This window comes from Nocardiopsis sp. YSL2 (genome assembly GCF_030555055.1).
Classification (GTDB): domain Bacteria; phylum Actinomycetota; class Actinomycetes; order Streptosporangiales; family Streptosporangiaceae; genus Nocardiopsis.
In genome coordinates this window covers 5,974,160-5,998,794 of the sequence record NZ_JAMOAO010000001.1, presented here as the reverse complement: position 1 = coordinate 5,998,794, position 24,635 = coordinate 5,974,160, and the positions used below count along the sequence as shown (strand labels likewise).

The 24,635-nt window shown below is 73.0% G+C and carries 8 protein-coding genes; 1 reads left to right on the top strand and 7 read right to left on the bottom strand.

Annotated features, from left to right (window positions below; translation table 11 throughout):
- Positions 1-118 precede the first annotated feature (118 nt).
- The 4 genes from M1P99_RS26465 to eccD form a co-directional block, all read right to left on the bottom strand.
- Positions 119-415, bottom strand: a complete 297-nt coding sequence (locus M1P99_RS26465; protein WP_304455304.1) for a WXG100 family type VII secretion target — start codon at positions 413-415, stop codon at positions 119-121.
- A gap of 73 nt (positions 416-488) precedes the next feature.
- Complete coding sequence (locus tag M1P99_RS26460) at positions 489-824, bottom strand: WXG100 family type VII secretion target (protein ID WP_304455303.1); 336 nt, start codon at positions 822-824, stop codon at positions 489-491.
- Positions 825-904: 80 nt separating this feature from the next.
- On the bottom strand, positions 905-2,353 hold the full coding sequence (eccB, locus tag M1P99_RS26455) for a type VII secretion protein EccB (RefSeq protein ID WP_304455302.1): 1,449 nt from the start codon (positions 2,351-2,353) through the stop codon (positions 905-907).
- A 1-nt stretch (position 2,354) separates the two neighbouring features.
- On the bottom strand, positions 2,355-3,755 hold the full coding sequence (gene eccD, locus M1P99_RS26450) for a type VII secretion integral membrane protein EccD (protein ID WP_304455301.1): 1,401 nt from the start codon (positions 3,753-3,755) through the stop codon (positions 2,355-2,357).
- A 200-nt stretch (positions 3,756-3,955) separates the two neighbouring features.
- Here eccD and eccCa point away from each other — a divergent pair, with 200 nt between their 5' ends.
- On the top strand, positions 3,956-7,921 hold the full coding sequence (gene eccCa, locus M1P99_RS26445) for a type VII secretion protein EccCa (RefSeq protein ID WP_304455300.1): 3,966 nt from the start codon (positions 3,956-3,958) through the stop codon (positions 7,919-7,921).
- A 35-nt stretch (positions 7,922-7,956) separates the two neighbouring features.
- On the opposite strand, the gene M1P99_RS26440 is transcribed toward eccCa, so the two are convergent.
- Genes M1P99_RS26440 through M1P99_RS26430 form a run of 3 tightly spaced genes read right to left on the bottom strand, consistent with a single transcriptional unit; the run spans position 7,957 to position 24,030 of the window.
- On the bottom strand, positions 7,957-9,279 hold the full coding sequence (locus M1P99_RS26440) for a S8 family serine peptidase (RefSeq protein WP_304455299.1): 1,323 nt from the start codon (positions 9,277-9,279) through the stop codon (positions 7,957-7,959).
- A gap of 56 nt (positions 9,280-9,335) precedes the next feature.
- Entirely contained in the window at positions 9,336-9,773 is a 438-nt protein-coding gene (locus M1P99_RS26435) for a hypothetical protein (protein ID WP_304455298.1), read from the bottom strand.
- Positions 9,766-24,030 carry an ADP-ribosyltransferase gene (locus M1P99_RS26430; RefSeq protein ID WP_304455297.1) on the bottom strand — a complete coding sequence of 4,755 codons (14,265 nt, stop codon included), beginning with the start codon at positions 24,028-24,030 and terminating at the stop codon, positions 9,766-9,768. The genes M1P99_RS26435 and M1P99_RS26430 overlap by 8 nt, the downstream gene beginning before the upstream one ends.
- Positions 24,031-24,635: the final 605 nt, after the last annotated feature.

The window sequence follows — 24,635 nt, the reverse complement described above, 5'->3', positions numbered from 1 at the left end:
GGTGTCACGGGACACAGGGAGGCGGGATTCGGGCGGCGACCGCGTCGTGCGGGGCCGGGGCGGGCGGAGGGGGACCGCCCGCCCCGGGGCTCGTCGCCACGGGGTGCGGCGGGCGCGGCTACATCAGCGACGCCCACTCCATCGCCTCGCGGCTGTCGGTGCCGGAGTAGTTGTTGCGGATGGTGTTCAGCGCGAACTCGGCCTTGCCCAGCAGGGTGCGCATGTCCTCGACGTTCATCCGCCAGCTGCGGACCTTGGCGTCGTAGTTGTCGGCCGTGGCGCCTTCGAGGTCGGCCTTGACGGGCTGCATCTGGGCGTCCAGGTTCTCGATGGCACGCGCGACGGTGTCGGTCTGGCGCCGCAGGGCCTGCGTCGCCTCGTCGACGTACCCGTAGCTGACGTCGAATCCGTCCATGGGGCTTCCCCTTCCGTGGGAGTCGGCTGGTGTGGTCGGCCCGGGCCGGCGGCCCGCGGGCCGCCGCCGGGTCTCAGTTCGCGCTGGTCTGGTTCGGGTTGAGGTCGGCCATCCACCGGGAGCCCTCCAGGAGGTTGGCGTCCTCGGTCGCGTGCATCGCGTTCACGGTGCCTCCGAACGTGCCGATCATCCGGTTCATGTCGTTGGTGATGAGCCGCAGCTCCTCCAGCCACCCGACCAGGGCCTCGCTGTACTTGTTGGCCGCGGCGCCGTGCCAGGAGGAGCGCAGGACGTCACGGGTGCCGTCGACCTGGGTGTAGACGTTGTTGCAGGTGGTGTGGGCCTCGTCCATCGCCTCCTTGGCGAGTCGGTTGGCCTCGTCTGTGTTGCGTGTCCTGGGATCCGGCATGGGCTGCTTCCTTCGCTCCTCGGTGTGGCGCGGCCGACCGCTTCGGCGGCGGGCGGCCCGGCGTTGGATTCACGTGGTGGTCAGGGGCACTCCGCGGTCTCGGCCCGTGCGGAGGGTGTGAGGGGACGGGCGGCGGCCTCGGGGTGCAGGACCGGCCCGGTGGGCATCAGACGGAGCAGCGGTGTGGGCACCTCCGCCGCCGCTCCGGCGGTCAGGCCGAGCCCGTCCAGGACGTCGGTGTCCGCCACGGGGAACTTGGCGGCGGCGTCGGTGACGAGGTAGTGGGTGGGGGTGTTCGTGGCGCCGTCGACCGGCCGGGCCCGCACCACGGACCCGCCTCCGGAGGGGATGCCGATCAGGTCGGGCGTCGGGCAGCCGGGGGCGATGGCGGGGACCTCCTGGACGGGCAGGGCCTGGACGGATCCGGGATCGTCCATGGTCAGGGACAGGTCACCGCCGTCGCCGAGCCGCAGGCAGGGGACCTCGCCGCCGGCCGGCCGGAGCTCGGGCGGGGCGTCGGGCGTGCGTGCGTTCCCGTCCGGGGCCGCCTCGCCGCCCGCCACCAGGTGGTCGTGCGCCTCCCCGGCGGGGATCGCGATCGGCTCCGGAGCGGTGTCGGGGTAGGCGGCCTCGCCGTGGCCGGGGTCGGCGAGCAGGAGCAGGGCCTGGGTGAGGGTCAGGGGGGCCAGGCCGTCCGGGGTCAGCAGGTAGTGCTGGTCCGGGCGGTCGGGGGTGGACACCGCGAACACCTGGCCGACCCGGCGCGGGGCGCCCGCCAGCGAGGGGCCGTCCGCTCCGGCCTGCGGCACCTCCTGGGCGGTGAGGTCGGGCGCGGTGGGTACGGCGTCCAGGAACGCGCCCGCGACCTCGTAGGCGGGGCTGGTTCCGTAGCCGAGCGCCTGGACGGCCCCGCCGTCCTCGTCCAGCCGCAGCCGGGTACCCCGCCAGAGCAGGTGGCGGTCGCCGTCGGGGCCCGCGACCAGGACCGCCTCGCCGTCGTCCGGGGGCGAGGGTTCGGGTGCCGTGCCGATGGTCAGTGCGGTCCGGGGCCGTTCGTCTGCCTGCGCGGGCAGCGCGCACAGGCGCCAGACCGCGGAGGCGAGCGCCTCGGCGCCGGGCAGTGCGTCGGGAGCCCCGGGAATGCCGACCGGCCCTCCCACGGGCACGCCCTCGAGGGAGCGCGCGGACACCAGCGAGACGTTCGCGTCCGGGCCCTGGATCAGGCGGGCGGAGGCGTAGTTGGCGACGGGTCGCAGCGTGCCGTCGGAGTACAGGTAGGAGGCGCCGCTCTCCTTGTCGATGACCAACCGGCCCTCCTGGCGCCAGGTACTGGCGCCTCCGGGGAAGATCAGGCCGAAGACGAGGAAGCCGACGCACACCAGCGCGGCGATGGCGATGCCGACGTAGGTGCCTGTCCGGGTGCGGCGCATGGGAGCGTCGACCGCGTCGGGGTCGGCCTCCAGCATCGCCGTGCCCAGGCGTCCCACGGTGAACGTGTGCGCCATGACACGGTCGCGACGTGACTGCATCTCACCCGCCGATCGAGCGCAGGGCACCGAAGGCGCCGAAGCCCGCCAGGACGAGGGAGAAGACCGCCACGCACAGCAGGAGCTGGATGATCTCGGCGGCCCTGCCCCAGTGCGGCAGCTGCCGGCGCCCGGGTACCGACCACGAGACGAGCGCCAGGACCGTGGTGACGGCCAGGAGCGCGAGCAGGGTCAGCGAGCGCGTCAGGGGGGAGGACGCCAGGGCGCCGTCCAGGGCGAGCGCGGTCAGGCCGATCCAGGCCGGCGCGACCATGGACACGCGCTGCCAGGCGCTCGCGAGGCCGCGTGTCTGCAGCAGCATGACCAGGGACACGATGACGCACATCGTCGCCGCGACCCAGCCGGTCGACACGGCCAGCGTGACCAGGCACACGGTGAGCACCGCGCCCGTCGACGCGTACAGGGCGGTCTGGAATCGGTCGGCCAGGTGCGCGCGGTCCAGGACGGCGCGCGCCGGGAAGGGCTCGATGCCCTCCTGGAGCTGTTCGGGGTTGGCGGGCAGCGGGGGCAGCCGCAGCCCGGCCATGCGGAACGCCAACTGCGGGGCGAACGTACCGGTGAGCAGGGCGAGCAGCGCGATCAGGCCCGCCACGGCGGCCACGGAGGCGCCCGGCAGGAACATCAGCGAGAGGGCACCCAGCACGACGTGCACCTCGACGGTGAACAGCCCGGTGAAGAACGGCACCGATCCGGCCACGGCCGCCAGGCCCAGCACCGTCGCCCCGGCCGCGCACATCGCCGCGGTGAGCAGGACCGCACCGAGCAGCGCCAGTCCCGGCTCGCCCGTGGGGACGGCGGCCCCGGCCACGGCCATGTACAGGGTCGCCATCGCGGCGAGTCCGGTGGCCGCCGGCAGGTCGCCCATCGCGCGGGAGGCCGCCCACGCCGACAGCAGCATCAGGACCGCCGAGGACGCGGCTGTCAGCGCGGTCAGCCCGCCGGGGCCGCCGGTGGCCAGGACCACCAGGCAGGTGAGCAGGACCAGCAGGCCCAGGCACTGCAGCAGGCCCCGGGTGAAGGCGGGGCGCCAGCGGTCGGGGCGCTCGGACATGCCCGTGGCGACCCCGTCGGTGAGGTCGTCGAAGTGGATGGGCGGGAGCTGGTCCCGGCGGGGGCGCAGGTAGAGCGTCTCCCCGTGGCACAGGCCGAGCGACCTGATGGTCTCGTCCTCCTCGAACGGCTCGTCGCCGAGCTGTTGCAGCACCCAGCCGTCGTGTTCGAGCCCGCTCTCGTCGAGGTCCTCGCCGTTGTCGCCCTCGGCGTAGAGCACGAAGGTCGGCAGCAGCTCGGACAGGGGCACCTCCGACGGTGCGGCGATCTCGAAGGACCTGCTGGGGGCGCGGATGAGGAGGCGGCACAGGTCCGCGGCGGCAGGATCGTTCATCGGATTCCCACCCATTCGGGCGACTTGTTCTGGAGTGTGAGTGACCGTAACACCGAGTGACATCCTATTGGAAGTGTGTGTGTTACGGCTCCTGCAGTTGTGATCTCGTGTGGCAACGATAGCGTTTGCTTGGCATTATGGGAACGGGTGGCCCCCGAGGGCCCATTCCGGTCACCGCGTCCAAAGGAGGCACCCGCTCCGTGAGCACGATCCTCGTCCGCCGACCGCCCCGCCGCCCCGGCCCCGACCTGCCCCAGGGCGAGATCACCCTCCAGGAGCCGCCCGAGCTGGCCGAACCGCAGTCGAGCATGTCGTCGATCTTCATGTACCTGCCGATGGCCCTGACCTCGATGGCGATGATGATGCTCTTCATCCGCCCCGGCGGCGGTGGCGGAGGCTCGTTCATGCCCTACGTCGCGGGCGGCATGATGCTCGTCGGCGCCGTGGCGATGCTCGGGGGCCAGTACCTGCGCACCCAACTGGAGCGCAGGCGCAGACTCAACGACGACCGGCGCGACTACCTGCGCTACCTCGGGCAGATGCGCTCGCGGCTGCGCGAGGTGGTCACCGAGCAGCGCGACGCCATGCTCTGGCGGGCGCCGCAGCCCGACGCCCTGTGGTCGGTCGTGCGGACCTCCCGGTTGTGGGAGCGTCGGGCCGAGGACCCCGACTTCGCCGAGGTGCGGATCGGCGTGGGAGAGCAGGCGATGGCCATGACCATCTCCCCGGTCGCCTCCAAACCGGTGGAGGACCTCGAACCCCTCACCGCGCACGCGCTGCGCCGGTTCATCCGCGCCTACGGCACCGTGGAGGACCAGCCCGTCCAGGTCTACCTGCGGGGTTACGCCCGGGTCTCGCTGCGCGGCGACACCGAGGCCTGCCGCGCCCTGGTCCGCGCCCTCGTCGGCCAGCTCACCGTCTTCCACGCCCACGACGAGATGCGCGTGGCCGTGTGCGCCTCGGACGAGACCCGCTCCGCCTGGGCGTGGACGAAGTGGCTGCCGCACACCCAGCACCACTCCGCGCGCGACGGCGCCGGATCCGCGCGCCTGCTCGGCGCCAACGCACTGGAACTGGAACGGCTCATCGGCGACGACATGGCCGATCGCCCGCGCTACGATCCCGCGGCCGTCCCGAACCGGGAGGAGCCCTACACCGTCATCGTCGTCGACGGCGGCGAGGTGCCCGTCGGCTCGCGCCTGCTCGGCGGCGGCTACCGCAACGCCGTCGTCATCGACGTGGCCGACCCCATGCCGCCCGACGACGACCCCTACACCCTCTCCCTGCGCGTCGAGGAGGACCGGCTCGTGGCCCTCTCCCAGGACCACAGCGGACGCGCCGTCGAGACCGGTCTCGGCAGGCCCGACGCCCTCAGCCCCACCCGTGCCACGAGCCTGGCCCGGCTCCTGGCCCCCTACCGGGTCAGCATGCAGGTCGAGGTCACCGAGCCGTTGACCACGGACTTCGAGCTCACCACCCTGGTCGGCGTCCCCGACCTGCACGCCCACGACACCGAGCGCATGTGGAGCGAGCTGCACCCCAAGAACCGGCTGCGCGTGCCCATCGGCATCACCGCGGAGGGCGCGCCGCTGGAGCTGGACCTCAAGGAATCCGCACTGGGCGGCATGGGGCCGCACGGCATGCTGATCGGCGCCACCGGTTCCGGCAAGAGCGAACTGCTGCGGACGCTCGTCCTTGCGCTCGCGATGACCCACTCCTCCGAGACGCTCAACTTCGTCCTCGTCGACTTCAAGGGGGGCGCCACCTTCATCGGCCTGGACGGGCTGCGGCACACCTCGGCCCTGATCACCAACCTGGCCGACGAGGCGATCCTCGTCGACCGCATGCAGGACGCCCTGCACGGCGAGCTGATCCGCCGCCAGGAACTGCTGCGCGCCGCCGGGAACTTCAGCTCCGTGCACGAGTACGAGCGGGCCCGCGAGGCCGACCCCTCCATGGACCCGCTGCCGACGCTGTTCGTGGTCGTCGACGAGTTCAGCGAGCTGCTGGCCGCCCACCGCGACTTCATGGACCTCTTCGTCATGATCGGCCGCCTGGGCCGCAGCCTGGGCGTGCACCTGCTGCTCGCCTCGCAGCGCCTGGACGAGGGCCGCACGCACCAGCTGGAGGGGCACCTGTCCTACCGGATCGCGCTGCGCACCTTCTCCGCCATCGAGAGCCGCGGCGTGCTGGGCGTCCCCGACGCCCACCAGCTCCCGTCCTCACCCGGCAACGGCTATCTCAAGACCGACACCGAGACGCTCATCCGCTTCAAGGCCGCCTACGTCTCGGGGGCCTACCGGGCGCGTCCGCGAACGGCGCGGCGCCACACCGTGGGCGGCGAGGTCGTGCCGTTCGCGGACGCGTACGTGCCCCTGACCGCCCCCGAACCCGAGGCGCCCGTCGAGGAGGAGACCGAGGAGAATCCGGACACGCTCCTGGCGGTGGCCCTGGACCGGCTGCACGGCCGCGGCCCCGCGGCCCGGGAGGTCTGGCTGCCGCCCCTGGACGTGCCGCCCCTCCTCGACGAACTGCTGCGCATGGTGGGTGTCCGCCTGCCCGAGGGCGGCCTGGCCTGGACCGACACCGGACGGCTGAAGGTCCCGCTCGGGATGGTCGACCGGCCCTTCGAGCACACCCGGCTGCCCCTCACCGCCGACCTGACGGGAGCGGGCGGCCACGTGGGCATCGCGGGCGGCCCGCAGAGCGGGAAGAGCACGCTGCTCGCCTCGCTCATCCTCGGGCTGTCCGTCCTCAACACCCCCGCCCAGGTGCAGTTCTACGGCATCGACTGCGGCGGCGGCGTGCTCCAGACACTCGGTTCCCTGCCGCACGTGGGCAGCGTCGCCGCGCGCACCGACGAGCGGCGCATCAACCGCACGATCATGGAGATGCACGAGCTGATCACCACGCGGGAGACGTTCTTCGCGGAGAACGGCATCGACTCGATGGCGACCTACCGGCGCCGCCGCGCCGCGGGCGAGTTCGCCGACCAGCCCCACGGCGACGTCTTCCTCGTCATCGACGGATGGGGCACCATCCGCCAGGACCTCACCGACCTGGTCGCCCCCATCGTCCAGCTCGTCCAGCGCGGCCTCAACTACGGGTTGCACGTCGTGGTGGCGTCCCCCCGCTGGGCCGACTTCAACACCGGCGTGCGCGACCTGATGGGCACCAGGATCGAGCTGCGGCTGGGCGATCCGGTCGACTCCATGGTGCACATGCGCGTGGCCCAGACCGTCCCCCGCGTGCCGGGCCGCGGGATCACCGACGACAAGTACCACTTCCTCACCGGCCTGCCCCGGGCCGACGGCGACGCCGACCCGGTCACGCTCTCGGTGGGGGTGGCCGAGCTCATCGAGCGGGTCCGCGACGCCTGGGACGGTCCCGAGGCGCCGCCCGTGCGCACACTGCCCAGGGTGCTGCACGCGGCGGACCTGCCCGCGCCCGAGCTGACCCCCGGCGGGGGGCTGAAGGTCGCGCTGGGCCTGGAGAGCCGTCGGATGCAGCCGTTCTGGCACGACTTCTCCGCCACGCCGCACCTGATCGTGGTCGGCGACACCGAGACCGGCAAGACCACCCTGCTCCGCCACATCACGAACGCGATCCGCGAGCACTACGGCGCCAGTACCGCCCGCGTGGTCCTGGCCGACCAGCGGCGCCAGCTCTTCGACGCCGTTCCCAAGGAGATGCAGCTCGGCTACGCGGTCTCGGCCGACAACGTCAAGGAGATGATGATCGCCGCCGCCCAGGCGATGAAGGCCCGGTTGCCCGGACCCGACATCGAACCCGAGCGCATCCGCAAGCGCGACTGGTGGACGGGGCCGGAGCTGTTCCTGGTCATCGACGACTTCGAGATGGTCTCCGGGAGCGGGCCGAGCCCGCTCTCACCGCTGCTGCCACTGCTCGCCCAGGGCGCCGAGATCGGCATGCACGTCATCCTGGTGCACGCGGCGGGCGGCTTCGCCCGGGCCTCCTCCGACCCCGTCATCCGCTCGCTCATCGACTTCAACACACCGAGCATCATGCTGTCGTGCCCGCCGTCGGAGGGCATGCTGTTCGGCAATATCCGGGCGCGCAAGATGCCCCCGGGGCGCGCGCTGTGGATCTCCCGGCGCGACCCCGTCGAGGTCCAGCTCGCCATCGCCGAAGGAGCTTCGGAGTAGGGCGGCCCGGGGCCCGGACCGGGCCGCCCACCGTTTCAGATGAGCGGGCGCGGGTCCTCCTCGGGGGTCACCCGCTCACCCGCGGAGGCCGGGCGCCAGCCCCGGGTCCGGCCGTTGCGCAGCACCGCCCCCGCGAGCGAGCACAGCACCACGACCAGCCCGGCCCCGCCCACCGCCGCCACGGTCGGGGGGACCCGCACCGATCCGCGGGGGGAGGGGTCCGGGACGAAGGGCTCGCCCGCGCCCACCGCCGCCCCCGCCTCGGCGGCGGCGACCGGATCCCCGGACAGCGCGCCCGGCGGGTCGATCCGCCCGCTGCCCACGACCGGGTCGCGCGGGCCCAGGGGAGAGCCGTAGGCGGTCGCCGTCAACCGCTCCCGGATCTCCTCCGGGCCCGCGTCCGGTTCGCGCGAGGCCAGCAGCACGGCGGTGCCCGCGGCGAAGGCGGCGGCCACACCGTCGCCTCCGGCCGTGACGTGGCCCTCCCCGCCCGGGCCCACGCTCAGAACGCGGTCCCCGGGCGCGGTGACGTCGACCCGTGCCAGCTCGCCGTCGAACCTGACCAGCGGTTCGGCCAGGACCGGCGCCCCGTCGGCGTCGTGTGCGGCCACGCTCAGCACGGCGGGGTCCTGAGCCGGGTGGCCGGGGGCCGGGCCCTCCGACGTGAGCACCGTGGCCGGGGCGACCACGAGCACGCCCGCCTCCGCCGCCGCGGCGACCGCCTCGTCCAGGGCGTCGGAGCCCTCGACGGCCGCCGTGCCCACCAGGACCACCCGCGCTTCCGCGTCGACGGCCGCGCCGAGGCCCGAGGCGAGGTCGTCCGGGGAGGCGATCCCCGTGTCCGCGTCACCGGTCGGGACGGGGACCACGGCCGCCTGGGGAGCCACCCCCACGAATCCGCTCCCCGGCACGGGCCGGGCGGCCACCACCCCTGCCAGGAAGGTCCCGTACCCGAGGCAGTCCTCGGATCCGCCGCCTGCGACGGCGCCGGCCAGCGCGGGCACCCGTCCGTCCACGCCGGTGGCCAGGACCGCGACGGACACGCCGCCGCCCCGGCTCAGCTCGTGGGCGCTGGCCAGCCCCAGGGCGGGGAAGGTCCACGGGACCCGTTCCACGACGTCGGCCCCGGGCTCGGCGCACGCGTCGTCGGCGCCCTTGAACTGGGTCACCTGGGGCAGGGCGGCGGGTTCGTCCGCCCACGCCGGGGCCGGGACGGCGGCCGGGGCCAGGAGCGGCCCGAACGCGAGCAGTGAGGCCGCGATCCCTCGCAGGCGCCGGTGAAGGCGCGCCGGGGCCGCCGCCCGCCGGGGTCGTCGTCCGCGCGGGGATCGGTGCTGGTCGGGACGCTGCTGGTCCATGCGGGATGTCTCTCCGTGGGATGTCATCGTGGTGGGGTCGTGAGGTGGTGTCCGGCTCAGGAGCGGGCGATCAGCTCCAGCGTCGCCAGGTCGGGGGCGGTCGAGGCGGCCGAGCCGGGGACGGGCGCTCCGCCGCCGGTGTCCACCGGTTCCGCCGCCGCCCGCTCCAGGGCTCGCAGCGGGCTCAGCCCCTCGCTCCTGCGCTCGACGAGCCACGAGATCCAGTGGCTCCTGACCGCCGCCCCCGCCGCCCCCGCCGCACCCGCGCGCCCGGCGGCGACGAAGGACGCGGCGTCGTCGGCCTCGGCGGCCCACAGGTACCCCAGCACGCCGCCGTAGCCGCCGTCTCGGCCGCCTCCGGCTCGACGGATCGGCAGGTAGCGCACCGGGCCCGTGGTCACCGGCGGGTAGGTGCGCCGGTCCGCGGTGAAGGGGCCCAGCGGCCCCCACGTGCGGGCGCGATCCTCTTCCGGGCGTCCCCCGTGCTCAGCCATGTGCTCGTCCCCCCTCGTCGGTTCCGGTGTCCGTTCCGGGGAACGCGACCGCCCCGCCACCGCCGGTGGCCGTCGGAACCGGCGGCGATGGCGGCAGCACCTCGGCGAAGATGTCCAGGGTCCCGTCCGGGCGCCGCTGGACGGCGGTGATGAGGTAGTCCGTGTCCCGAGCCAGGATCAGCTCCCGCTGGGTGGGGAACCGGCTGTTGCGGCCCACCCACAGGGCCCGAGTCCCCGGGGGGAGGGTGAAGTGGATCTGGACCGGATCGACATAGCCGCCCGCGTACCCGAAGACGCCCGCACCCAGAGAGGTGGAGAGGTACCCGGGCTCGTGCTGGACGGTCCCGACCAGGGTCCCGGGGTCGTCGGTGAACCCGGTGAGGAAGTCGGCGCGGCTGAGGCCGCGGTGCGTGACGATCGCCTCGGGCAGCGGACTGGAGCCGATGGCGGCGTCCAGGACACCGATCCGCGCGTGGAGGTCGGCGAGGGTGGGGAGGCGGCCGAAGAGGTCGACGAGGTAGCCGGGCAGGCCCGCCCAACCCCGCCACATCGCGAGTTCGGCGCCCGGGTCCGGCGCGGCCGTGATCTCCTCGACGACCGACCGCAGCACGGGCGGCAGGGTGTCCATCCGTGCGGCGGCGGCGAGGACGTCCTCCATGGTCGGCGTGCGGCCGCCCGCCAGCACGTACAGCTCCCACGCGTCGCCGCCCCGCCCCATCCAGTCGCGTAGGAGGGCGGGCCGCTCGCCCTCGGGGGTGCGCAGGAACTCGTTGTAGGGGCTCGACCGCCGCGTGTAGGCCACGATGGCGTCCCGCTGGTGGGGCGGCAAGTGGCCGAACGCGCCGGGATCGCGTTCGGGGTGCGAGAGGTGGACCTCGCCGTAGGCCTCCCCCTCCGCGTCGGTGCGGAAGTGGCGTACCCCGTTCTGGGCGAGGACGCCGGGCAGGGGAGGCACCGGGTGCTCGCGGTAGCCGGCGTCGGCGTCCATCGCCGGGCTCGGCCGCCAGCCGGGAGGCGGCCGCCATCCGTCCGGCACGAACTCGGCCTCGACGAACCAGAGCGGTCCGACGGGGCCGCCCTCCGCGCGCCTGCCGGGCCGCCGGTAGACGCCGTGGACGACGAAGGAGCTGTTGCGGGGGATCAGGATCTCGCGCTCACCGGAGGCGTGGGACAGCGGCGCGGCGTTGAGGCCGGGGAACCCCTGGGGGACCCGGAACATGAGGTAGAGCGGGCGGTCGTAGGGCGTGCGCGAGCCTACGGAGGTGGAGACGTAGCTCGGCTCGGTGTGGACGGTTCCGACCAGGCCGGTGAGGGTGGCGGGGTCGTTCAGGTCGATGCCGAGGTTGTCGGTGAACGCGCTGTCGACGCCCTTGTGCACGATGAGCGGGACGGGGAGCGGTGAGTCGGCGATGGCGCGGTCCACGCCTCGCACCAGTGAGGTGAAGTCGTCGCGCCGGTACACGCCGACGTTGCCGTGGCGCAGGCCCGCGTGGGCCAGGGTGTAGTCGGCTCCGGTGTAGTCGGAGACGGCTTCGGCGGAGGCGGGATCGGAGACCCTGGGCAGGTGGGTGTCCGCCCAGTGTGCGGCTTCGTCGTCATCGGCGAAGCGCAGGGCGTGGGCCATGCCGACGCCTCCGGGTTCGTGCGGCCCGCCGTGCCAGACGGGCGCCGGGTCGAGGTCGTGGCGGACGTCGTCGTCGCCGGTCAGGACCTCGCCGTCGCCGCTGTCCTCACTGGAGCCGTCATCGGCGTCGTCGCCCATGTCCGACGTGTCATCCGAGTCCGTGTCATGGCCGGTGTGCCAGGGTCCGGGCCGGGGCGTGAAGGCCGACATGACCATGAGGTCGTCGGTCGTGGCCGGGTGCGGCCGTGCGAGGGGCGGGGCCTGGTTCCCGCCGCCGGTCTCGGTGGCGGGTGCGGGTGCGGGTGGGAGCCCTCCCTCGCCGTCGCGGGGGACCGTGCGCCACTCGGGGGGCGGGGTCCAGCCGTCCGGCACGATCTCGGCCTCGACCACCCAGTGGTCGTTGTCGTAGAGGTCGTCGAGAACGTGACGGACGTCGTGGACGACGAACGTGGACCCGCGCCGCAGGACCACGTCAGGGCCGTCGCCGGGCCGTCGGCCCGCGGTGTTGAGCGCGGGATGGCCCTGGGGCACCTTGACGATGACATCGATCGGATGGCGGAAGTCGAGGGGCTGTTCCCCGGTGGTGGCGGCGACGTATCCGGGGTCGGTGTAGGTCCGCCCGATCAGGGCGCGCATCGTGTCCGGGTCGGCGGGGGAGACGCCCAGGCGTTCGGCGAACCCGGTGTCCGCTCGGTGGTGCAGGATCAGCGGGTCGGGTGTCGTCGAGCGGTCGATCAGGGCGTCGAGGGTGTCGACGGCCTCGCGCGTGCGCGCGGGAGCGTGCTCGGGCGGGGTCCCGTTGCGCAGCGCGTCGTTCACGGCGGTCTCGCCGCCGCCCCCGGCGACGTCGCGGACGACGGCTGCTTCCGCCCCGGTCATCGCGGGCGGCTGCATCAGGAGCGACAGGTATATCGTGCCCTGGTCGTGTCCGTCGAGGGTCTGGCCGTCGCGCATGCCCTGGGGGTGGGCGCCCTCGCCCCAGGCCGGGGGCGGCGGCCAGGCGGAGGCGGATCGGGACGGGCTGGTGCCGGTCGTCGGAGACCGGTCGGTGGCCTCCTGCCCCCGCGCGTCCCGCTCCACGTGCCGACTGGTCGCTGCCTGGTCCGGAGTCTCGGTGGCCGGGTGCTCCTCGGTCGTGCTCGTGGTCGGGACGTACTCGGGGAAGGGCAGGTCCGGGAGCACGTTGGGGTCGTAGGGCCGTTTGGGGTCCAGGTCGAACGGCCATGGGGAGGACTTCGGCCCGAAGGGGAGGTTCGGTGTGAAGGGCGGGGAGAGGCCGTCCAAGGAGGGGAAGGCGTCGTCGCTCTGAGCGGGGGCGGCGTCGCGGAGCGACCGGCCGGTGCCGTCGTGCCGCGTGTCGGGGGGCGGTGGAGCGCCCTGACCGGGTCCGCCCCCCGGGCCGGCGCCGCCGCCCGTCCCGCGCGCGGATCCACCGCTGCCGCCGCTCCTGTCGTCCCGGTCGTTGGAGTCGTCGGTGGAGTCGTCCGCCGACTCCGTGGGCGGGGTCCAGCCGTCGGGAACGATCTCGACGTCGACGGACCACGTCTTGAGGCCGTACTGGTCGTCGGGCAGCCGGGTGACGTCGTGGACGAGGTACGTCGCGTCGCGCCGGATCATCACCTCGTGCTCGTTGCGGTTGGTCACGCCCGGGACGTCCATCACGTTGAGCGCGGGATACCCCTGGGGCACCCTGATGGACAGTTGGATCCGCCGCTCGGGATAGAGCGGCTGGTGCGCCATGGCGGCGGACCCGTAGCCGGGGTCGTTGAACGTGCGTCCGACGAGCGACACCATGCCGTCGACGGAGTTCGGCGACGCGTCCAACTGCGCGGGAAGCGTGTCGACGCTCCGGTAGAGCAGGATCGGCTCGGGGGCGCGGGACCGGTCCAACGCCCCGTCCAGGTTCCGCACGGCGTCCCGCATGCTCGGCGTGGCGCGCTCCTGGGTGACCCCCGAACGCAGCTCGGAGTTGATCACGTAACTGCCCTCGGCCGTGTAGTACCGGACGTAGGCGCTCTCCGTCCCGTTCAACGCGGGCGGGGGCATCCGCCGCGTCAGGTACGTCGCGGAGCCCTCGTAGGTGTCGAAGGTCCGCGCTCCCGGCATGCCCTCGGGGCCCCTGCCCCCACCCCAGGCGGGCGGTGGCGGCCATCCCCGGGCGGGCTCGGACCGGCCGGCCGAGGACCCCGACGCGTCCCCGTGCCCCGTCGTCTCCGTCGACCCGGAGGGTCCGTCGGGGTTCGGGGTGAAGGCGGACATGACGATCGGGTGGGTCAGGTGTGACACGTCGGCGCGCGGTGGACCCGTCCGGGGGCCGACGTTGCCGGCGTTCGGGCCGGCGCCGTCGCCCGCCGCTTGCTCGCTTCCGTCCGGGATCCGGGGCCCTGAGCCGGAGTCGTGGGGATCCCACTCGGTCGAGGGGTCCAGAAGCCGCTCCCACCGCTCCGAGAGCCGGTCGGCGTCCTGCCGCGCCCGCTCGGCCCGCTGTTCGAGGCCCTCCGCGTCGGTGCGAATCCTGGTGGCCTCGTCGCGCGCGTCGTTCAGGGCCGTCCGGCTCGCGGCGAGGCCGCTCTCGGCGGTCCTGAGCTGCTGGGCCAGCGCGTCGAGCTTCTGCTGCGCGGCGGTGAGGTCCCTCTCGGCGCCTCCCAGCCGGGTGTCGAGGCCACGGGCCTTCTCCTGGAGCCCGGCTGCGTGCCCGGCGGCCGACTCGGCGTTCTTCTCGGCGGTGTCGAGCAGGTCGCGCAGCTCGTCGGCGCGGGTCTGCGCGGAGGCCGCGGCCTCCTCCGCCCGGGTGGCCGACGTCCGGAGGTCGTCGGCACGCTCGCGGAGTTCCTGGACCGTGTCCTCGGTCCCGGTGTCCCCGCCCTGGCGGAGGGCGAGCTCGGCTGTGCGCCGGTCGAGTTCGGCCCGGGTGTCCGCGAGGTTCCGGGCGGCGGCTTCGGAGACCTCCCGGGCACGGTCGGCGGCGTCCTGGAGGTCGCGCGCGGACCGGTCGGGGCGGGTGGCCTCCTGTGGCCAGGCGCTGACGGAGTCGGCGTTCGCGGCGTCCTCGACCCCCTCCTCCTGACGGGTGTCGTAGCGGTCGCGTTCGGCCCGGGCTTTCTCGACGGCCCTTCCGTGCTCGTCGTGGGCGTCCTGGGCTGCGGTCTCCAACGACCGGATCCGGTCACGGAGTTCGCGGACCGTCTGTGCGAGCTCGGCGGTCTCCGCCGCGTATCGGGCCTGCTCGGCCCGGGTCCGGGCGTCGTCGGCGGCGGACCGCTGCTCCGCGTGCTGTGTGCCGAGGGCGGCGGCGGTGCCGGCGGCGTCCCGGGCGGCCGTCGCGGCGGCATCGGCGGCTTCGTGGGCGCGCGTGACCTGGGGCTTGAGCTGGGCCCGCTTCAGCTCGGCGGTGTCGCGCTCCTCCCGGGCGGGCGGGAGGTCCCGTTCCTCCAGGCGCTGGACGTCCCGTTCCAGCCGGGCCACGTCCGCCTCGGCCCGTCGCTCCTGTTCCAGGACGTTCGGGAGTGCCGATCTGAGGTCCCGGGCCTCGGCGCGCAGGTCGGCGGAGAGCTTCTGCAGGCGCCGCGACTCGTCCGACGCGCGCTCCGCCTCGGCCCGGCGCTCCGGTGACAGGTCGTCCTGTGTGCCGGGGGAGCGGTGCTGACGGCTGCCGGGCTCCACATTGAGCAGAGAGCGGAAGGTGTCCGCGAGGGGCCCGCCGCCGCGTGGTCCGATGCCCGTCGTGTCGACGGGTTCGGCGGACTCGGTGATCGTGGGGAGGGCGCGGACGTGCGCCTTCCCCTTCCCCTTGCCGTCCCTCGGAGCCGGGACGGTGATGTCGCGGGGGTCCTCGACGAGCTTCCGGGTCCGGTCGAGGGTGGCCGTCCAGCGGTCGATGCCGGCGTTGAACTCGGTCAGGGCCTGGTCGTACCCGGCCTTCTGCGCGTCGTAGCGCTGCCGGGCGGCGTCGGCGTCGGTGCCGTTGACGGCCTCGTCGGCGAGCTGTTCCAGGGGGCCGCGCGCGTCCGCGTAGGCCTTCTCGGCGTCGGCGAAGGCCTGACGCGCCTCGTGCAGCGCGTCGAACGACGGCCGGAGCTGGTCGGCCTGGGCGCGGGTGATGACGCCCATCTCGATCGCGTCGGCCTCGGACACCCATCCGGAGAGCCGGGTGGAGGTGTCCCCGAGCTGCCAGCGCGCGGGCCGGTTCCCCGACGGTCCCGTCTCGGCGCCGGTGCCGCGGACCTTGTTCATCCAGGACGTGGACCGCGGAAGTTTCGACGCGGCTCCGACGGCCCACGTGGTGTCGAACTCGACCAGGTAGGCGGGGCCCTGCCGGAGGCGGTCGGACCGCGGGTAGCGCTTGACCGGCTGGTCGGAGCCGTGGCTCGAGCCGTCCGTGCGGGAGGAGGCGTGGCCCGGGGCGCCGCCGGTGTAGATGCCCTCGTGGCCGTCGTAGTCGTGCGCCGCCTCGGTGCTCAGCCCCACCGGGCGGAGCACGTCCGCGCTGCCGCCGGTGGTGGAGGACCGTCCGCGGTTGCGGCCGTCGGCACCGCCGTGGGTGAGGTTGTCGCTGATCCGGGTGCCGGGGACGACGTCCAGGATGGTGGGGTGGGACAGGTCCGGGAGCGCCTTGACGCTCCAGTCGGTGCGCCCGATGGACAGCAACCGGACGCCGTCGTCGTTGCGCGAGGCACCCGGGTACAGGGCCTGGAGAGCGACGTCGCCGAGGGCGTGGTCGATCGCGTTGGACCGGGGGTCGAGTTTCAGTTCGTCGGCGACGTGGGAGCGGGCGTCGTTGATCGCCTGCGGGGTGTAGGCGCCGTCCCGCACCGCGTCGGCGGGGGGTGTCCAGCCCAGGGACTTGGCGAGCACGACCGCCGCGGTGTCCCGGACCGCCTTGCCGTGGTCCTCCAGCGCGATCGGGAGGATGACGATGTCGTCCGAGGCGGGCACGCTGCCCGGGGCGGCGTTGCGGGTGTTCGCCGCCCAGGTGCGCATCATGTCGTTCAGCGACGCGTACGGGGTGCTCACGGGATGCTCGGGCGCCGGCGGGTCCTGGTGGCCCTGGTTCTGCTCCCGGTCCTGGCCCTGTTCCCGGCCTTGGTCCCGCTGCGCGTCCGTGCGTGGAGCCGTGGTGCCCTGCGCGTCGGTGTCCGCGGCGCCGTCGCGCCCGTGCGTGCGGGAGGGGCCGGCCTTCGGAACCGAGTGGTCGGTGACCGCGCCGTCCGTGGCCGTGTCGGTGGAGGGCGGCGGGGCGAGGGCCAGGTAGGAGAACGGGAACAGCGTCTCGATCTCACCGCCGTCACCACGGCCGGTGAAGGTGGTGCGGCGTGACCCGCCGCCACTGTCGGAACCGTCCCGGCTCTCGGAGGTGTCCGTCGCGGGAGTGCCGAGTTCCAGTGTCAGCGTCAGCTCGGTGTCCTGGGTGATCTTGGCGTAGGGGACGTGCATCTGGATCTCGACCGTGTGGTTCGCCGAGTCCGAGGCGCCCCTGCTCGTGCTCTCGCCCGATCCCGTGTTCACCCCGGCGTTGGGCGCCACGAACAGCGGGCGGCTGCCGGGCTGGTCCTCGGGGCCGCTCTGGTCGCCCTGGTAGCCGGTCGGCTGGAGCAGTGTGACGTCCGCGCCCGTGCTGCGGGACGTGCCGCGACCCTCCCCGTGCCCGTCGGTGTCCGTCCAGGTCCGCGACTCGATGTAGTCGCCCGCGAAGCCCACGTACTCCGTACGCGTCCCGGTGGTGCTCAGGTCCACGTAGACCTTGGCGTCGGTGGACGTGTGCACGGGCTGCCCGATCGGACGGACCCGTACCGGGACCGGCGCCGACTTCGCGGGGTTGTTGCCCAGTTGCGTGGTGAGGGTGTGCAGGAGCTGTTCGCGGCTGTTGCCGGTCAGCTCCAGGCCGTCGCCCGCCAGGTGGTCGACGAGGCTCTGGATGGCGGCGTTGGGGTCGGCGGGGCGCATCTGCCGCCCGGTGTTCTCGAAGCCCGGCCGCACCGACAGGCCGGAGGGCTTCTTCGGGTTCGGCTGGGAACCGAGCACGGGACCGTCGTCGCTGTCCGACACCGCGTCCTGGACCAGGTTGGAGTTGTGGGCGTCGTGGGCGTGCACGTACCCGGAGACCAGGTTCTGCACGGGGACCCGCCAGCCGCGGTAGCGGATGTTCCACGGCAGGGTGGGGCCGATGCTCCAGTTCTTCTTGAACTCGATGGCCTGCGTGATGTCGCCCGACCCGCGGAACGCGTAGGACCGCGCGACCTGCGGGATGAACAGCACGGACGAGGAGAAGCCGTGCTGGTGGGAGGTGGAGCGGTTCACGCTGTAGGGCGTGAAGCCGAACGAGGGGCCGCCGACGGGGATCGGCCGGATCGCCTCGCTGGGCAGGGAGTCGTCCGTGCCCGCGCGGTTGGGGTTGTCGGTGGCCCCCGATCCGAGCCGGGCCGACCAGGACGTGGAGCGGGAGTCGCTCGTGGACAGGTTGACCTGGGTTCCGCCGCTCCACCAGATCTGCGCGCTCACCGGGAGGAAGTCAGTGATCGCGTCGACGTTGACCTGGGTCGCGATGGTCGCTCGGACGTCGTGCGGCGAGAGGAACCCGCCGCTCATGTCCTGTCTGGTCCGCGCCCCCGCCGGAGAGGCGGCGCTGGGGTCGGTCGCGAGGGACTCTCCCGACAGCCGGTTCTCGAACTGGGGGCGGGAGGAGGGGGTGTCGGTGAGCAGGTGCTCCAGCTTGCGGCTGTAGCCGTGGTGGAAGCGGCTGTCGCGGGCGGTGCCGAAGGCGCCGTAGGTCTGCTCGACCAGGCCCGGCCGGTTCGGACCGCCGCCCAGGTCGGTGTTGACCCGCTCGATGGTGCCGCCGTGCTTGATGATCTCCTTGGCCCGGTGCTCGGCCAGCGACGGCGGACCGGTCCTGGCGCTCGAGGTGACCGACGGCCCGGCCACCGGCTGGTCGGGGACGAAGCCCCGGCGGATGATGTCACGCGCCTGGTCGGAGGAGAGCGCGGTCGGTGGCGCCGGCAGCGGGGGTGGTCCGGAGCGGGTCGGGGGCGACTGCACCTTGGGCGTGGTCAGGGTGGTCCGGGTGTCCAGGCCCGCGCCGAGCAGCGGGATGCCGCGCTCGCGGATCGGGCGGCCGTCGCGGACCTGCCCGAGGTCGTCGTGTTCGTGCAGGCGGGCGTCGAACCTGGTGTCGGCGGTCCACACGTCGTTGCCGCCGGAGAGCATCACCCGGTCCTCGGTGGAGTGGGTGATGCCCTGGCCGGTGCCGTGGCTGATGCCGGACGAGCGGGTGACCGAGGCGGAAGGGGTGCCGAACTTCGCCGGAACGCCGCGCGCGTCCGCTCCGGCGTCCTCGCGGACGTTCATACCCACGCTGGTGGTGACGGCGTGCGTCCGCGAGCGATTCGACGCACGGCTGAGTCCGGACGCGCCGTTGACCCTGGTGCCGGAGCTGCTTTCTGATTCCGTCCGGTGGCGCAGGGGGCCGATGCCGGCGGTGATGCGCACGGTCACCGTGTCCGGGCGCGTGAGTTCCTTGCCCTTGACGGTGGAGGGCAGGTCGATGCCGGCGGGCTCGGTCAGGCGGACGGGTATGCCGTCCCGGGTGAGATCGCCGGAGTTGCTCTTCAGGCTGGACTCGGAGACCGCGTCCAGGATGCGCATGGTGTTCTCACGTGCGACGTCCTGGTCACGGCGCAGACCCGTGTGCTCACGGGGGGAGCGGTCGAAGTAGGGGGCGTCGGTGTTGCCGGGGCGGTGCGCGTAGTTGCCGCGGTCGCGCGCCAGTTCCGGGATCACCAGGCCCGGGCGCTCCTGGGCGATGCCGGTCAGGATCTGGTGGCCCAACTCCTCGTGGACGGAACGGCCGCCGGGGCTCGCGGACGCGTCGGCGGCGGTGTTCGACGTGTCCGCGGTGGTCGGCGGCCAGCCGAACGTCCGGATGTCCGCGCCGCTCAGGTCCGTGACGCGGTCGCCGCGCAGGTTGGGGAACGGGGGGACCTTGGCCGGGGAACCGGTCCCGCCGACCGTGCCTCGTGCCGGGGTGGCGCTCTGATCACCGGTGTCCTGGGCCGGGGTGGCCTCCTCGCCCGTGTCCCGGGCCCGGCCACCGTTCTCGTCGTCGGGCTTCCGGGTCGGTGCGGCGCCGCCGCGCTCACCCGAGGCGTCCGGAGCGGTCTCCGTGCGGTCGTCGGTCGCGTTCACCTGGTGCCGCAGCGCCTGGGCGTCCTCCGCATTGAGGATGTCGACGGAACGGCCGTGGAAGTGGTGGGTCTCGGACTCGCCCTCGAACCGCACGTAGTAGTCGCGTTCGACGTCGTAGGCGCCGTACCGGGGGTGGCCGTGCGTGAACGTGCTGGACGTCGCGGACTGGCTGCGCGTGTCGCTGGTGTTGGAGCCGACCGAGAACGCGTACTCGACGAACGGGGCGTCCAGCCGGATGCTGCGGTCGCCCGGCAGGTCGATGTGCAGACCGAACCCGCCACCGACCGTGCCCGTGATCCCGGAACTGCGGTTCACCGAGGAGGACGTCCCCTTGGTCGAGGTGTTGTTCCGCAGCAGGTCCACCAGCGGAGGCGAGTGGTCCTTGCGGGTGTAGGAGGTGGGCACGGACCACAGCTTCATGATCCGCTGGCTGCCGTCGGGCGCGGAGACGCGGATGTTCGACGGTGTGTTGGTGATCTGCGGCAGCAGGTTCTGGATCTGGTCGGGGTGGAAGGCGCGCTCGATCGACGCGCGGAAGTCGTCGAGTCGCTGCCGCCGTCGGTCGGAACCGCCGGGCAGGTGCTCGCTCACCCATTGGGAGACGCTCGTGTCGGGGTCCACCAGCATGTGGTCGGCGATCCACGGGCCCAGATCGGTGGCGCCGGGGCCGTCGGTGCGCCCGCCCGTCCCGTCGCCGTTCGAGCCGGGGTCGACCGGGACGATGCGGCCGACCGAGATGGGGTGGCCGACCCCCGGATGGTGCACGGCCGCGCGCGGCGGCTGACCGGGGGCGGGGGTGGGCCCCGTGTGCAGCCGGATGCTCTGGGGCATGTCGGGGTGGGCGACCACCTCGCCGGGCAGGTTGAGGACCAGACCGTTGCCGGATCGACCGCTGCTGGTGTGCGGGACGGGAGCGGGGGCCGGGCCTCCGGCCTGGGTGCCGCTCACCGGCGGGGCCGCCGGTGGAGTGACGGTCAGGTCCATGTCCAGGTCGGCGGCGTAGAGCTCGGGTGGCGCCAACTGCCAGATCTCGGTGTCGCTGTTGGCGGAGTTGGAGGCCCCGTGGTCCGTGCCGCGCACACCGGTGCCGAAGCGTCCACCGAGGGAGGCCAGGGGGCCCGCTCTGGCCACACCGATGTCGGCCACGTAGACCGGGCTGGCGGTGAACTTGCCACCCACGGACTTGTTCCCGGCGCGGGAGCCGCTGTCGTGGGAGTTGACGCCGATCCCCGCGTTCTGGGTGCGCAGGAACCTGGTCTCGGTGCCGTCGCCCAGGGGACGGGTCGGGACATGCCGGAAGTCGCCGTCGCTGGGGTTCAGGGACAGGGCGGCCGTCCACGTCCCGTTCGGCCCCTGGACCTCCACGGTGTGCCCGCCGGGAGCGAGGAACGGACGCGGCCCGTGTGCCCGGAAGACCTCCTCGAACGCGTCCATGATCCGCCGGCGGTCGGGGGCGGCCAGGCCGTCCACGCCGCGGAGGGTGTCCCCGACGAACGTGTCGACGTTCTCGGCGGCGGCCATGTGCGGACCGACCAGGGTGGACGCCGTCAGATAGTCGAGCCGGTAGGTGTCCCCGGAACGGTCCGGCGTGAAGCTGCCCGCGTACTCGGTCCGGCCGGGTGGGGGCGGTGGTGCCTCGCCGGTCGGGTGCGTGTGCGACGGAGCGGCCTCGTCGTGTCCTCGGGTCGTGTCCACGGGCGGAGGCGCCTGGTGGGTGCTCGTCTGCGGGAGCGGGTTCGGCGGAGACGGGGTGTGGTCCGACGTCGTGGGGTTCGCCGAAGCCACCGGGGGAGGTGCCGTGTCGCTGGTGTGCTGGACGTTCCCGTCGAGGCTCGTCGTCGGCACGGCCGTCGAAGACGGCTGGTTCGACTGCTGCCTCTGGCCCTCCGCAGGAGCGCTGCGGGTGGGATGCTGCCTCGTCGTGTCCTGCGGGGTGGTGGGTTGCTGGGTCGTGCTGCCCTGGTGGGAGCCCGGGGCCGGGGTCGGGATCGTGGTCGCGTGCGTGACGGAGGGCGCGTTCTCGTCGTCGGTGGTCTCCGCAGCGGGGTCGACCGTGATCTCGTGGACGGCGAGGACCTGGAGGTCGTCGACCATCCACGGAAGGGGCGACTGGGGGAGGCCCAGACCCGCCTTCGGGTCGAGGACGCTCAGATCCGGGGTGAGGAAGGACCCCTTGGGGTTGAGGAGGCTGGAGAGATCGAAGGGTGAGGGAGGGGGCGCGAACGACGTGGCATCGTCGTCCGTGTGTGACGTGTCGGTGGAGTCGTAGAGGTCGGCGAGCGGCCAGTCGACGTCCGTGTCGGAGTCCGGGGCGGCCTCCTCGCCGCCGGATCGGGCGGGCGTCCCGGACGTGGGGGAGGTGGCGGTGTCGTCGGGTGCCCGGGAGGGGGAGTCCTGATCGACGTCGGCGCGAACCGGCGTGTCCGTGTCGACCGGGGTGGGCTGGTCGGCGGCCCCGGGCGCGGGGTTCGAGGCCGAGTCGGTGGTGAGCTCGGAGGTGAAGGGCGAGAGGTAGGGGTTGTCGCCCGGCGGCGCCTCCACCGAGGTCGGAGCGTCCCCCGGGACGGACACCTGGGCCTCTCCCGAACCGCGCGTGCCCGTCGTGTCGTCACGGCGGACCGCGCCGCTGTCGTCGGCCGGGCCACGGTCGGCGTCTTCGCCTCTCCGGTCGCCCGCGTCCCCGGCCACACCGGTGTCACGTGTGCCCGTGGCGCCGTCGTCCCTGGAGCCGCGACCCTCATCGCTGCGTCCGGTGCCCGCGCTCGTGTCGTCGGTCTCGTTCCCGCCTCGGTTCCTCGTCCCGCCATTGGTCACCGAGTCGCGGTCGTCCCCCCTCCCGGGATCGCCGGAAGCGCTGGTGTCGACGGAGCCACGGTCGTCACCGCTGCCACGACGGTCCGAATCGCTGTCGTGGCCGGAGCCGCGGTCCGACCCGTCCCGACTCGTGTCGTCGGTCGCACCGCCGTCCGTGAGGGCGTCGTCCGATGCGCTGGCGGACGGGTTTCCGGTGGAGGTCGGTGGCGGAGCGGTGAGGGGCGGCGGCAGGTTCGGACCGCCGCGCAACGAGTCGATGCCCTTGACGGAGGCGTCCGTCACCACCGTCTGCGTCGTTGCGTTGCTGGCACCCGCGCTGGCGGAGAACCCGGAGGCCTTCCACTCGCCCTGGAGCGCCGTGTTGGACAGGCCCTCGCCGAGATAGCCCTCCAGTGCCCCGGTGCTCGCGCCCAGGCCGAGGTTCCGGGCATAGGGGCCCGCCCCGCTGTTGATGTCGCGGAGGCCCTTCGACAGCGTGTCCGGCACCGTGTCGGCGAGATGGTCGCGAACGGCGGGAGGCAGTGAGTCCCCCAGGGCCCGGGACAGGTGGGTGGACAGGTCGTCGCTCGGCCAGTTCCGGGCGAAGGCGTCGGCGTAGTCGTTGCCCAGGTTCCTGGCGGCCGACGATCCCAGCTCGTCTGCGAAACGGCGCTCGAACAGATCGGCGAAGTCCTGGCGTAGCTGGTCCCTGTTGGCGGTGTTGGGCCAGCTCCCGATCCCGGGGACGTCGCCCTGCTTGTAGGGGACGGTGAGTTCGTCGTTGTGCCGGGTGAAGAGGTCGGTCAGGTCGTCGTTGAGACCGGAGGCGGGCGGGTCCGGCTCCGGATCGGGTCTGGGGTTGGTGACGGACGGCGCGTCGTCCGGAACAGGGTCCTGTCTGGGTGTGGTGATCGGCGGCGGGTCCGGGAGGTCCTTGAGATCGAGCAGGTTCTGGTTGATGAGCTTGTTGACCGGACCGTTGAGCAGGAGGTCGACCCCGCCCGAGAGGCCGGCGGAGAGGAGTCCTTCGATGACGGCACCGAGGTGGGCGCTTGTGGTGAGGTCGTGGTCCCATTCGGTGCGGGTGCCGTTGGCGATCTGGATGCGCTGGATGATGCTGTCCAGGCTGGCGAAGATCTGGCTGATGATCTGGTGGCCGGGGACGGTGAGGAGGAACCAGGACAGGATGCGGCGGATGAGCAGGCTGCGGATGGCTTTGAAGACGGGGATCATCTTCAGTGAGGCGCCGAAGGTCCAGTAGGCGGAGGCGATGGCCCAGGCGATCTCGAGGAGGAGTTGGACGAGTTGGCCGATGACCATCATGGCCATGTATTCGGCGTTGGCGGCGGCTTTGCGGAGTTCGCGGCCCATGTCGGCGGCGATCTGTCCGGCTGCGCCGATGTAGTCGTTGTCTCCGGTGGTGAACTGGGCGACGGAGCGGTCGAAGTAGTCGGCGGCCTGTCCGGAGAAGTCGGTGCGCACGCGTCGGCGGATGTGGGTGAGCAGGTCGGTGAGGTGGTGGGTGATCTGGGTGCCGGTGGTTTCGTAGAGTTCGGCGGTGGCGCGTAGGGCTCGGGGGTCGGCGGTGGGCATGACGATGCCGGTGAGGGTGGCCAGGGTGTATCTGGCGGTGTTGTCCATGTTGTGGCTGAGTGGCACGCGGGGTCACCTCCTTGGCCGGTTCCCGCTGCGCGCCAAAGCACGAACACGCCTGCGTCCGCTCGTGTCGTGCCCGGTCGGTGGCCGCGTTCCGGGCGTGGACGAACGTAACACTGAGACCCCCGAATGTGGAAGTGCTTGGAAATACCTGTTTGCTTACCTTCGTATGCATGGTGTTGGTTGCGCTCGCCCGAGAGGTGTCCTCTGAGTCCTCGGGCCCGGGTACGACGTGAGCACGGCACGGTCAGCTTCCCGGTCGCCCGGTCACCGACCACGCGCCCATCGCCGATCTGGCCCACCGAATCGCGGACCCCGGGAATCGGCTGCGAAAACGATTCGGCGACGGCTCGCCGACGGCCTCGACGTGGCACTGACCATCGCATTTCGCGGTCCGCGCTCATCTGCGCAGAGATCTCAGGCGCGCGTCGGCGCACTTCTTCCAACGGGCTTCGGTGTCCTCCGTTGCGGGCTGAATGTGAAGCGTGATAAAAGATGGCATCCGGACCGATCCGCGGGTTTCCGTATTGGTCGGTGTCCGGTGGGGAGTTCTCCCGCATGACTCCCTTGCTGCCGATCGAGGGAAAGTGGGAGGCCGGCATGTCCGT